Below are 12,353 nucleotides of genomic sequence, written 5' to 3'. Positions count from 1 at the left end.
CAACCAATCAGACTGCCGCCGAGAGTTCGCTGTGGGCGATGCGGGATTTGACCTCGCCGTTTGACACCGACTCCAGTACCACGTCGAAGCCCCACAAGCGTTGCAGGTGCTTGACGACCTCCTCGGCACTGCCCTGCTCCAACGGGCGGCCGCGGTGCATTTCGTGGCGCAAGGTCAGGGTGCGGTCGCCACGCACGTTCACGTTATAGACCTGGATATAGGGCTCGAGATTACCGAGATCGTAGTTGGCGGAGAGAGCTTCCCGCACTTTCTGGTAGCCCCACTCGTCGTGTATGGCGTTTACTTCGAGGTAGTCCAGGTTCTCGTCATCCACGACCGAGAACAGTTTGAGTTCGCGCATCAGCCTGGGGGACAGGAACTGGAGAATGAAGCTCTCGTCCTTGAAGTCGCGCATGGCGAAATTGAGGGTCTCCAGCCAGGGCGTACCGGCGATATCCGGGAACCAGTCGCGATCTTCCTTGGTCGGCGCCTCGCTGATCCGCCGCAACTCCTGCATCATCCCGTAGCCGAGGGTGTAGGGATTGATGCCGTTGTAGTACGGCGAGTTAAACGGCGGCTGGTAGACCACCGCGGTGTGGTACTGCAAAAACTCCATCATGAAGCCGTCGGTAACCAGCCCTTCACGGTACATCTCGTGAAGAATATGGAAGTGCCAGAAGCAGGCCCAGCCCTCGTTCATGACCTTGGTCTGGCGCTGGGGATAGAGGTACTGGGAGACCTTGCGCACAATGCGGATCACTTCGCGCTGCCACGGCTCCAGCAAGGGCGCGTTCTTCTCGAGGAAATACAGGATGTTTTCCTGGGGTTCTTCGGGAAAGCGGTGCTCCCGCTGTTCGATGGCGCTCTCGGATACCGGCAGGGTTTTCCACAGCTCGTTTACCTGCTGCTGCAGAATGGCCTCCCGTTCCTCCCGACGTTGCCGCTCCTCTTCCAGCGACATCGGATAGGGCCGCTTGTAGCGGTCGACCCCGTGGTTCATGAGGGCGTGACAGGCGTCCAGCACGTCTTCCACCGCACTGATACCGTGACGCTGCTCGCACTCGGCAATGTAATTGCGGGCGAACAGCATGTAGTCGATGATCGATTCGGCATCGGTCCAGGTGCGGAACAGGTAGTTGTTCTTGAAGAAGGAGTTGTGGCCATAGCTGGCGTGGGCGATCACCAGCGCCTGCATGGTGAGGGTATTCTCCTCCATCAGGTAGGCGATGCAGGGGTTGGAGTTGAACACGATCTCGTAGGCCAGCCCCATGCGGCCCCGCTTGTAGTTGTTCTGAACCCCCAGGAAGTGCTTGCCGAAGCTCCAGTGATGGTAGTTGATGGGCATCGCCGAGGAGGCGTAGGCGTCCATCATCTGCTCTGAACTGATGATCTCGATCTGGTTGGGGTAGGTATCCAGCCCGAAGTCGCCGGCGATCCGCGAGATCTCCCGCTCGTAGTCCTCCAGCAGTTCGAAGGTCCAGTCGGATTCCGTGGACAGGGGCTCGCGTTTTATCCGTTCTGCCATCTCATGCGCTCTGCTTGCGGAACAGTTCGTGGAACACCGGATAGATATCGCCGGGCCCGGTAATATGCTGCATGGCGAACACATCCCCCCACTCGCTCTCCAGGCTGGCGTAGGTCTGCCACAGGGGCTTGTCACCACTCTCGGTGATTTCAACGTAGGCGTAGTACTGGCACAGGGGCAGCACCTGCTTGATCAGCGTGGTGCAGCGCGGGGCGTCGTCGGGCCAGTTGTCGCCGTCGGAAGCCTGGGCCCCGTAGATATTCCACTCGGTTGGCGAATAGCGGGCCTCGATGATGCTCTTCATCAGGTCCAGGGCACTGGAGACGACGGTGCCGCCAGTTTCCCTGGAATTGAAGAATTCATCCTCATCCACTTCCTTGGCCACGGTGTGGTGGCGAATGAATACCAGCTCCGTGCGATCGTAGTTTCGCGACAGAAACAGGTACAGCAGGATATAGAAGCGTTTCGCCAGGTCCTTGGTAGCCTGGTCCATGGAACCGGACACATCCATGACGCAGAACATGACGGCCTTGGAGTGCGGCACGGGTTCGTTGTAGTGGCGGTGATAGCGGATATCGACATCATCGAGGAAGGGAATCCGCGCCAGCGCCTCGCGCAACTCATCGATCTTCAGCGCGAGTGCCTGTTTACGGTCCTCGAATTCGGCGGTGTCCGGGAGTGCCGCGAGCTCGGCCTCGAGTTCCCGCAGTTCCCTGCGTCGACCCGCGCCGAGGGCGATGCGCCTCGCAGTTGCCGAACGCATCGAGCGCACAATACTGAGGTTTGAGGGAGCGCCGTCGGAGGCAAACCCACCGCGCCTGCGCTTGAATTCTTCAAGACCGGAAAGCTGCCGTTTGGTCAGGTTGGGCAGTTCCATGTCATCGAACAGGACGTCGAGGAACTCCTGCTGGTTGATCTGGAAGACAAAGTCATCCATGCCCTCCCCGTCGGGGCTGCCCTCGCGGCCGCCGCCACCTCCACCACCGCCCTGGGGTCGGGCGATGCGATCACCGCGGGTGTACTCTTCGTTGCCGGGGACTACGTGGGTGATCTGGCCGCCGCGACCGTGGTGAAACTGGGGTTCGCCGATGTCCTTGGTGGGGATGGAGATCTGCTCGCCGCGGTCGTTGTCGGTGATATGCCGACCCTTGAGGTTCTCGCTGACGGAGCGCTGTATCTGCTCGCGGTAACGCCGCAGGAAGCGCTGGCGGTTTACCGCGCTTTTCTGCTTGGGGTTGTTGCGGCGATCTATCAGGAATCCCACTGATGTACCTCCAGTCGCAAATCTTCCTTCTACACTCGCTTGGACAACAAGCCGAGCTTATTGATCTATTCCCGCCTGAACAACCGGATGCACCTTGTCGCCCGGCGCGCCCCGGACCGACCGGGTTCCGCGACACGCTGTGAATACGTCCATGTACGCTCCTAATCGGCGTCCTGCCTCATAGGGTCGCTACACCCGGTCGGCCCGGCACACGCCTCTTCGGCATGTCTACCAGGCTGAGCGCTTGTCAGCCAGGCGCTCATTATCCAGGGCGGTACTCCTACTGCGACTTCCGCACCCGCAGGTACCACTCGGAGAGCAAGCGCACCTGCTTCTCGGTGTAACCGCGGTCGACCATTCGGTCGACGAAGTCTGAGTGCTTCTTCTGGTCCTCGGCCGAGGCCTTGGCGTTGAAGGAGATGACCGGCAGCAGGTCTTCGGTGCTGGCGAACATTTTCTTCTCGATGACGGTGCGCAGTTTTTCGTAGCTGGTCCACTTGGGGTTGCGCCCCTCGTTGTTGGCCCGTGCCCGCAGGGTGAAGTTGACGATCTCGCTGCGGAAGTCCTTGGGATTGCTGATGCCCGCGGGCTTCTCGATTTTCTCGAGTTCGTCGTTGAGGGACGAGCGGCTGAGGATCTCTCCGGTTTCCGGGTCCCGGTACTCCTGGTCCTGCACCCAGAAATCGGCGTAGGTAACGTAGCGGTCGAACAGGTTCTGGCCGTATTCGGCGTAGCTTTCGAGGTAGGCTGTCTGGATTTCCTTGCCGATGAAGTCGACGTAGTTGGGGGTCAGCCATTCCTTGATGAAGTTCAGGTAGCGGTCGTGGGTTTCCTGGGGAAACTGCTCCTGCTCGATGGCCATTTCCAGCACGTACAGCAGGTGTACGGGGTTGGCGGCCACCTCCACCGGGTCGAAGTTGAACACCTGCGACAGGACCTTGAAGGCAAAGCGGGTGGACAGGCCATCCATGCCCTCGTTGACCCCGGCGTTGTCGCGATACTCGGCAATGGACTTGGCTTTCGGATCGCGATCTTTCAGGGATTCGCCGTCGTAAATTCGCATCTTGGAGTAGATGCTGGAATTCTCCGGTTCTTTCAGCCGCGACAGGACGCTGAACTGGGCGAGAATATCCAGGGTGTCGGGGGCACAGGGCGCCTCGTAGAGAGAACTGTTCTGCAACAGTTTCTCGTAGATTTTCACTTCCTCGGTCACCCGCAGGCAGTACGGTACCTTGACGATCGAGACCCGGTCGATAAAGGCCTCGTTGTTCTTGTTGTTCTTGAAGGATGACCACTCGGACTCGTTGGAGTGAGCCAGCACGATACCTTCAAAGGGAATGCCGCCGATGCTCTCGGTGCCGTTGTAGTTGCCCTCCTGGGTGGCGGTCAGCAGGGGGTGCAGTACCTTGATCGGCGCCTTGAACATCTCGACGAATTCCATCAAACCCTGGTTGGCGCGACACATGCCACCGGAGTAGGAATAGGCGTCGGGATCTGACTGGGCGAAGTGCTCCAGTTTGCGGATATCCACCTTACCCACCAGGGAGGAAATATCCTGGTTGTTCTCGTCGCCCGGTTCGGTCTTGGAGATACCTACCTGGTCGAGGATGGAGGGGAACAGTTTGACGACCTTGAACTGGCTGATGTCGCCGTTGAATTCGTGCAGCCGCTTGACCGCCCAGGGTGACATGACGGACTTGAGATAGCGGCGCGGAATCTTGTATTCGTCTTCGAGGATGGCACCGTCTTCATCGGCGTTGAACAGGCCCAGGGGCGATTCGTAAACCGGCGACCCCTTGATGCAGTAGATCGGCTGTCTCTCCATCAACTCCTTGAGGCGTTCTGCCAGGGAGGATTTACCGCCACCGACGGGGCCGAGCAGATAGAGGATCTGCTTGCGTTCTTCCAGACCCTGGGCAGCGTGCCGGAAGTAGGCGACGATTTTCTGTACGCACTCTTCCATGCCATAGAATTCATCGAAGGCCTTGTAGCGCTTGATGACCTTGTTGGCAAAGATTCGGCTGAGCCGCGGATCCTTTGAAGTATCCACTAACTCGGGCTCGCCGATAGCCAGAAGCATACGTTCTGCGGCGGAGGCGTAGACACTGGGGTCTGACTTACAGAGATCCAGGTATTCCTGGAGACTGTACTCTTCCTCGCGCGTAGATTCGTAGCGGTCCTGGTAGTGATTGAATAGGCTCATCGTTCTATTCCTCCCCTGTCCACGGACAAAGAAAACCACTGGAGACTTAACTTCAGCATACAGGAAATTCCCTCACTAAGAAGATCAAGATTGAAAATTTAATGCGTGATTTTCCCTATAAAACGATTTTTAATGGGAATTCCGCGCGAGCCTTTCCAGGGCCGATCGGTGAAGCACACCTCGCCATACGTTCACTCCTCTGTCTGTCTTTGTTATCGCCTGCGCACTTTTTGTACAACGCCTGGCGCAGGCTGTTTTCGTGTTCGTGCCCGCTTGCTGACGGCCTCGCCGGTTGTTGCCGGTAAACCGGGGCTGAGGTGCTTTGCCCGGTTAACTGGCAATGCCGGTCGGGCCGGCGGGCTCCCAACCCACCGCCGTCAGCTCCCGCGACGAGCGCGTACTGCCCCGCCGTTCGCTGGACACTTTTCGCTAAACCTCCTACCCATGTCGCAGAATTTGTGCCAGAGCGTCTTCGCGAACGCCCTCCTGAATTCCACTGCAATTATCGTTCCCATCACCGAGGGCCTATCCACATTCGGTGAGGTCCATGTCGAAATTCGGGCGGGGTCAGCGTTGCTAGCGGTCGAGTGCGACTGGTATAAAACCGGGCGAACCGGACACAGTGATTTTTACGACAAGGAACCCGCGATGCCTGCTCTCGACAACACCCCAGCCACAGCTACGGGGCACCCCCTCGATGCCGCCATTGCCCTGGCGCCCATTGCGGAAGGGAAATATCGAGGCCACGTCGCGCCCAGCTACGCCAACTTCATCGGCCCCTTCGGCGGCATTCTGGCCGCCAAGCTGCTGCAGGCGGTGTGCCTCGATGACCGGCGCCTGGGCGACCCCCTTGCGCTCACTGTCAACTTTGGCGGCCCGGTGGCAGACGGCCCCTTCGACATCCACTGCCAACCTACCCGAACCAACCGCTCGTCCCAGCACTGGGTGATGGAACTGCGCCAGGGGGAGGATATTCCGCTCACGGCGAGTGCGGTGTTCGCCGAGCGCCGGGACAGCTGGGCCGATACCGAACTACAGATGCCGGAGGTCGGGGGGTATGCGGATTGCACCCCGCTGGATACCGGGGGACTACCCACCTGGGTCAAGAATTACGATATGCGTATCGTCAGCGGCGGCATGAGTTTCCTCGGCCCGGAACCCGGCCCGCAGGACAACTCGGAGAGTATTCTCTGGGTCAGGGACAAGCCCCCTCGCCCCCTCGACTTCCCCGGCCTTGCCGCGCTGTCAGATGTGTTCTTCCCGCGGGTGTTTGTGCGCCGCCCGGACTTCGTGCCAGTCGGCACAGTCAGTCTGACCACCTACTTCCACGCCGATGGCGAAGAACTGGCTCGCCACGGCCACGACTTCCTGCTGGCACGAGCCCGGGGCAACCGTTTTCACGGTGGGTTTTTCGATCATTCTGGCGAGCTGTGGAGCGAACACGGCCACCTGCTGGCAACGACCCACCAGGTGGTGTATTTCAAACACTGAACCCGAGCAACAGGCGGCCTGTACCCGGCCCCACTCGCTCAGCTCAGGCGCTGACGGAAGTCCTCGTAGCCAAACTCGTGCAGGACCTCCAGGGCATCGGTGGCGGAATTCCACACCGCAATGGCAGGCAGCCCGCAGCCGTTGAAGGTCGTGGTCTTGACCATGGTGTAGTGCGCCATGTCCTGGAACACCAGCCGCTGACCGGGTTGCAATGGCGCGTCAAAGCTGTAGTCGCCAATCACGTCCCCGGCCAGGCAGGTCAGGCCGCCCAGGCGGTAGTCGTGCCCCTTGTCACCGGGCTCCCCCGCCCCCAGGATGCCCGGGCGGTAGGGCATCTCCAGCACATCGGGCATGTGGCAGGTGGCCGAGGTGTCGAGGATCGCCTGGTCCATGGCATTCCAGGTCGTATCCAGCACGGTGGTCACCAACACCCCGGTGCCAATGGCCACGGCCTCACCGGGTTCGAGGTAGACCTGCACCCCGTGGCGTGCCGAGAACTCGCGAATGCAGGCCACCAGATCATCCACCTGGTAACCGGGACGGGTAATGTGGTGGCCGCCGCCGAAATTGACCCAGTCCATCTGCGCCAGCAGGTGCCCGAAACGGGCCTCCACCGCCGCGAGGGTGCGCTGTAAGGGCGGAAAATCCTGCTCGCACAGGGTGTGAAAATGCAGGCCGCTGATGCCCTCCAGGGTGGACTCGTCCAGTTGCGACAGCGGTATCCCCAGCCGCGAGCCGGGGGCGCAGGGGTCGTAGATGGCCACCTCGCCCTCGGAGTGCTCGGGATTGATCCGCAGACCAAAGCGCAGGCCCGGGCGCTGTGCCAGCGCCGCCTGTACCTGGGGCTGCGCCCGCTGCCACTGGCCGCAACTGTTGAACACCACGTGGTCCGCAAGCTCGAGGATAGGGGCCAGGTCCGCCGCGGGATAGGCCGCGCCGAATACGTGCACCTCGCCGTCGTAGTACTGCCGCCCCAGTTGCGCTTCGTGCAAGCCCGAGGCACAGGTGCCACTGAGATAACGAGACACCAGCGGCGCAAAGTGCCACATGCTGAAGGCCTTGAGCGCCGACAGCACTTTCGCGCCGCTGCGCTCGGCCACATCACTGAGGATCCGCAGGTTGCGCTCCACTGCCACTTCGTCCACCACGTAACAGGGCGACGGCAGGCGCGCGGTGTCGAGCCGGGAGAAGTCCGTGAACTGGTTGATCTCCACGCCTTACAGGTCCTGACCTTTCTGTACATCGAGGCGGAAGGACGGGTCGAGTTCCACCACCTGCCAGGGCAGCCCGTAGAGGTTCATATCATTCATGAACGGATCGGGGTCACACTGTTCCATGTTCCACACACCGGGACGCTTCCAGTGCCCGTCCAGGATCATCTTGGCGCCAATCATGGCCGGTACCCCGGTGGTGTAGGAAATCGCCTGGGACTGCACCTCGGCGTAGCAGGCCTCGTGATCGCAGATGTTGTACAGGTACATCAGCTTCTCGGCCCCATCCTTCTTGCCGCGGACGATGCAGCCGATACAGGTCTTGCCCTTGGTGCGCGGCCCCAGGGTGGAGGGATCCGGCAACAGTTTGGCGAGGAACTGAATGGGCACGATCTCCACCCCGTTGTATTCCACCGGTTCGATACCGGTCATACCGACGTTGCCCAACACCTCCAGGTGCTTGAGGTAACTGTCGCCAAAGCTCATCCAGAACTGGGCCCGCCTGAGGGACGGGAAGTGCTTGCTCAGCGACTCCAGTTCCTCGTGGTACATGCGATAGATGTTGTAGCTGCCCACCCCGTCGGGGCATTCGAAGCGCGCCATTTTTGACATGGGTGGCGTGGTGACGAAGGCGCCGCCTTCCCAGTGGCGGCACTCGGCGCTCACTTCGCGGATATTGATTTCCGGGTTGAAGTTGGTGGCGAAGGGGTAGCCGTGATCGCCGCCGTTGACGTCGATGATGTCGAGTTCCTCGATCTCGTCGAAGTAGTGTTTGGCGAGATAGGCGGTGAACATGTTGGTGGCACCGGGATCGAAGCCGCTGCCCAGCAGCGCGGTCAGGCCCGCCTGTTCGAAGCGGTCCTGGTAAGCCCACTGCCAGTGGTACTCGAACTTGGCGGTATCCGGCGGCTCGTAGTTCGCGGTGTCGAGGTAATTAACACCGGCATTGAGGCAGGCGTCCATGATGGACAGATCCTGGTAGGGCAAGGCCACGTTGATCACCAGTTCCGGCCGTTCCGCCTCCAGCAGGGCGGTCAGCTCCGCCACGTTGTCGGCATCCACCTGGGCGGTGCGGATGGGACGATCGATCTGGGCGGCAATGGCCTTGCACTTGGCCTCGGTGCGGCTGGCCAGCAGGATGTCGGTGAAGACCTCCGGCAACTGGGCACACTTGTGCGCCACCACCCCGCCGACGCCACCGGCGCCGATGATAATCACTTTTGACATAGGTGCTCTCCCTGGTTACTTGCGCTGTTATCAGTGATGTTCAAAATAGGTGTAGCCCTGCAGGCTGTCACGGAATGCCTGCAGAATGCGCTGCCGCTCTTCCACGCTGATGCAGCCGCTGCGAACGGCCCCCTCCGCCACCCGCCGGAACTGTTCCTGCATGTGCTTCGGCTCATACTCCACGTAGCTGAGCACATCGGCAATGCTGTCGCCGTGAAACTCGCGGACAAAATCGTAACTGCCATCGGGGTTGATCGACACATTCACCACATTGGTATCGCCAAACAGGTTGTGCAGATCACCGAGTGTCTCCTGGTAGGCCCCCACCAGGAACACGCCGAGGTAGTAGTCCTCACCCGCATTGAGAGCGTGCATCGGCAGTGTGCTGCTCAATCCGGCCGGCAGGGTGAACTTGTCGATACGGCCGTCGCAGTCACAGGTCAGGTCGGCGAGGATGCCCTCCCGCTGCGGTTCCTCCCCCAGCCGGTGGATCGGCATGATCGGGAACAGCTGGTCGATCGCCCAGATATCCGGCAGTGACTGGAACAGGCTGAAGTTACCGTAATAGATATCCGACAGCTGTTCGGACAGGCTCTCCAGTTCAGCCGGCACCCGCTCCAGCTGCGGCAACAGCCGGTTGATACGCTGCATCACCGCCAGGCAGATATCCTCGGCCAGGGCGCGGTCGCGCAGGCTGGCCTGGCCGCGATGGAACAGTTCCCGGGTCTCATCGCGATAGAACAGCGCGTCGTTGTAACACTCCTGGTAGGAATCGGCGTCCACCCGCTCAAGCACTTCGAGCAAGTGGGCGATAAATTCCGTACTGCCCTCCGGCGCGGTGGCGGGAATGGTGCCGGGCATGCAGTCACGCACATCCAACACGTTGAACAGCAGCATTGACGAATAGGCCACGGTCGCACGACCCGACTCACTCACCAGCACGGGGTGGGCGATAGCCAGTGGATCCAGCGTTTCCTGTACCGTCTCCACGATGTTCACGCAGTACTCGTCGAGCTGGTAGTTCATGCTGTGGGTGGTGTTGGTACTGGCGCCCTCGTAGTCCACTGCCAGGCCGCCACCGAGGTCGAGGTAGCCCATCGGGGCCCCCGCTTCCACCAGGCCGGCGTAAAACTGGCAGGCTTCCAGCACACCGCTGCGCACATTGCGGATATTGGGCACCTGGGAACCCAGGTGGCAGTGCAGCATTTGCAGGCAGTCGAGCATGCCGGCCGCGCGCAACTCCTCCGCCACCTGTAACAGTGCGGTCGTCGACAGGCCGAAGATGGAGCGGTCGCCACTGTCCTGGCTCCAGTGTCCATCCACTTTCACCGCGCTGCGCATGCGCACGCCGATCAGCGGCGCGATACCGAGCGCCTGGCTGCGCTCGATGATCACCCGCAACTCGTGCAGTGACTCCAGCACAAAAAATACCGGGTAACCCATGCGCCGGGCGTACAGGCCCAGGTCGATGAACTCGGCGTCCTTGTAGCCGTTGCACACCACCAGGGATTCGGTATCGCGCAGCTGGCTCAGGGCAATGATGAGCTCCGCCTTGCTACCGGCCTCGAAGCCGTGGTGGTAGCGACGACCGTAGTCGGCGATTTCCTCGATCACGTGACACTGCTGGTTCACCTTGATCGGGAACACACCGCGATACACATTGCGGTAGCCCCCGGCAGCGATTGCCCGGGCAAAGGACTCATTGAGTGCGGCGATACGGTGGTCGAGGACATTGCGAATGCGCAGCACTGCCGGCATGTCCAGATGGCGGGCCCGCATCCCCTGCACGATATCCAGCAGGGAAACCGGCACGACGTTTTCGCCCTGGTCCACCTGGACCTGGACTTCACCGCGTTCGTTGATGGAGTAGTAGCCGGCGCCCCAGGCGTCGATTCCATACAGGGCGCTGCTGTCAGCCGGGCTCCAGCCCGCGGGTGTCCCGGCGGTCACGCCGACAGGCTCCGGCTTCCGCAGGAGGCGGGTATGGCGTCGGAAAGTTCACCGGGCTGTGAAGCGCCCAGTATAAAAAGGTCCGCAGTTGTCTGCACTGGCAGGTTTCCTCGCTTGTTCAGTTGTCACACTGCACCGGCGGGATTGCCAGCCGGCATCAGTGCGGAAGGGCCAAAAACATAAAATCCTGATGGTGGAAAAGACGGCCCGCATTCTAGGCCTGAACCACCGGAACGCAAGCAGAAAATTGGCCCGACCCTGTAAATTTTTAGCACAGCATCACTACTGGCGCTTCGCTCCCGTCGCGCTATAGTCTGCGCTTTGTTTTCATTGCGACCTGCGAAATGCAAATCCGTTCACCCCACGACAGTGATCTGCCCGCCCTGCTGGCCCTGGAGCAGGCCAGTTTTCGCAATGATCGTATCAGCCGCCGCAGTTTCCGTCGCTGGCTGCGCCATCGCGACTGCGTTTTCCGGGTGGCCGTCGACGGTGACACACTGCTCGGCTATGCCCTGGTCACCCTGCGTCGCGGCACCCGCCTGGCCCGCCTGTATTCGCTGGCGGTCGATGCGGCAGCCCGGGGTCGCGGCATTGCCGAGGCCCTGCTGGGCAGGGTGGAACAGGGCGCCCGGGAAGCGGGTGCCCTGTACCTCAGGCTGGAAGTGGCCGAAGGCAACGTCGCCGCCATATCCCTGTACGAAAAGCTCGGCTACCTGCGCTTCGGCCTGTACGAGGATTACTACGAGGATCACGCCAGCGCCCTGCGGATGGAAAAGCGCATTCGCCCCTACACCCCGTCCGGCGACAGCCGCAGCCTGCCCTGGCTGCCCCAGACAACCGCCTTCACCTGCGGCCCGGCGTCCCTGATGATGGCCATGGCCGGCCTGCCCGGCCACTACCAGCCCAGCCCGGAGGAAGAGATTGCCCTGTGGCGGGAAGCGACCACCGTGTTCATGACCTCCGGACACGGTGGCTGCCATCCGCTGGGGCTCGCCCTGGCGGCCCACCGCCGGGGGTTCGCCACCGAAGTGTGGGTCAATAACGAGGGACCGCTGTTCCTGGAAGGGGTGCGCGATGAAAACAAGAAGCGGGTGATGCGGATCGCTCACCAGGGCTTCGTCGACGAGTGCGCGGCCAGCGGCATCACCACACATTACAGCGATATCGACCAGCAACAACTCACCGACCGCTTCAGCGCCGGCGCCAATATCCTGATCCTGATTTCCACCTACCGCATGGACAGCATGAAAGCGCCGCACTGGGTCACCCTGAGCGGCTTTGACGATGACTGCCTCTATGTCCACGACCCCGATATGGGCAACACCAGCCCGCACCAGGGTCCTGATACCGCCCGCAACCCGCTGGACTGCCAGCACCTGCCCATAGCCCGTGAGGACTTTGCCGCCATGAGCCGGTTTGGCAGCAAGCGACTGCGGGCCGTGGTTGTGGTGGCCGCCGACCGCCCTCCCGAACTCGACTAAG

At 61.2% G+C, this 12,353-nt stretch carries 8 protein-coding genes; 2 read left to right on the top strand and 6 right to left on the bottom strand.

The annotated features are described in order from the left end of the window. Positions 1-7 precede the first annotated feature (7 nt). The 3 genes from FV139_RS07505 to FV139_RS07495 form a co-directional block, all read right to left on the bottom strand. Positions 8-1,525, bottom strand: a complete 1,518-nt coding sequence (locus FV139_RS07505; protein ID WP_148067663.1) for a SpoVR family protein — start codon at positions 1,523-1,525, stop codon at positions 8-10. 1 nt (position 1,526) lies between these two features. Then, complete coding sequence (locus FV139_RS07500) at positions 1,527-2,789, bottom strand: YeaH/YhbH family protein (RefSeq protein WP_148067661.1); 1,263 nt, start codon at positions 2,787-2,789, stop codon at positions 1,527-1,529. A gap of 280 nt (positions 2,790-3,069) precedes the next feature. After that, positions 3,070-4,992: a PrkA family serine protein kinase gene (locus FV139_RS07495; protein ID WP_148067659.1), complete on the bottom strand. Its 1,923-nt coding sequence runs from the start codon at positions 4,990-4,992 to the stop codon at positions 3,070-3,072. A gap of 648 nt (positions 4,993-5,640) precedes the next feature. On the opposite strand from FV139_RS07495, the gene FV139_RS07490 reads away from it, so the two are divergent. Further along, the gene (locus FV139_RS07490; RefSeq protein ID WP_148067657.1) at positions 5,641-6,483 is read left to right on the top strand and encodes an acyl-CoA thioesterase; all 843 of its coding nucleotides are present in this window, start codon (positions 5,641-5,643) and stop codon (positions 6,481-6,483) included. Positions 6,484-6,521: 38 nt separating this feature from the next. On the opposite strand, the gene nspC is transcribed toward FV139_RS07490, so the two are convergent. Genes nspC through speA form a run of 3 tightly spaced genes read right to left on the bottom strand, consistent with a single transcriptional unit; the run spans position 6,522 to position 10,871 of the window. Continuing rightward, complete coding sequence (gene nspC, locus FV139_RS07485) at positions 6,522-7,697, bottom strand: carboxynorspermidine decarboxylase (RefSeq protein WP_148067655.1); 1,176 nt, start codon at positions 7,695-7,697, stop codon at positions 6,522-6,524. Positions 7,698-7,700: 3 nt separating this feature from the next. Beyond that, positions 7,701-8,921 (bottom strand): saccharopine dehydrogenase family protein, encoded by a 1,221-nt coding sequence (locus FV139_RS07480; RefSeq protein ID WP_148067653.1) that lies wholly within the window; start codon positions 8,919-8,921, stop codon positions 7,701-7,703. A 30-nt stretch (positions 8,922-8,951) separates the two neighbouring features. Continuing rightward, complete coding sequence (speA, locus tag FV139_RS07475; protein ID WP_213004047.1) at positions 8,952-10,871, bottom strand: biosynthetic arginine decarboxylase; 1,920 nt, start codon at positions 10,869-10,871, stop codon at positions 8,952-8,954. A 344-nt stretch (positions 10,872-11,215) separates the two neighbouring features. Here speA and FV139_RS07470 point away from each other — a divergent pair, with 344 nt between their 5' ends. After that, complete coding sequence (locus tag FV139_RS07470; RefSeq protein ID WP_148067649.1) at positions 11,216-12,352, top strand: GNAT family N-acetyltransferase/peptidase C39 family protein; 1,137 nt, start codon at positions 11,216-11,218, stop codon at positions 12,350-12,352. Position 12,353 lies beyond the last annotated feature (1 nt).

Origin of the sequence: Parahaliea maris (genome assembly GCF_008064665.1) — a bacterium.
In the GTDB taxonomy this organism is placed as follows: Bacteria; Pseudomonadota; Gammaproteobacteria; order Pseudomonadales; family Halieaceae; genus Parahaliea; species Parahaliea maris.
Note: the sequence above shows the minus strand (reverse complement) of the source record. Positions and strands in the feature narration are given on the sequence as shown.

Bases quoted from the DNA above. Each gene is read 5' to 3' on its own strand.
- FV139_RS07490 (WP_148067657.1), top strand. From the start codon at position 5,641: ATGCCTGCTCTCGACAACACCCCAGCCACAGCTACGGGGCACCCCCTC.
- FV139_RS07470 (WP_148067649.1), top strand. From the start codon at position 11,216: ATGCAAATCCGTTCACCCCACGACAGTGATCTGCCCGCCCTGCTGGCC.
- FV139_RS07495 (WP_148067659.1), bottom strand. From the start codon at position 4,992: ATGAGCCTATTCAATCACTACCAGGACCGCTACGAATCTACGCGCGAG.
- FV139_RS07505 (WP_148067663.1), bottom strand. From the start codon at position 1,525: ATGGCAGAACGGATAAAACGCGAGCCCCTGTCCACGGAATCCGACTGG.
- FV139_RS07480 (WP_148067653.1), bottom strand. From the start codon at position 8,921: ATGTCAAAAGTGATTATCATCGGCGCCGGTGGCGTCGGCGGGGTGGTG.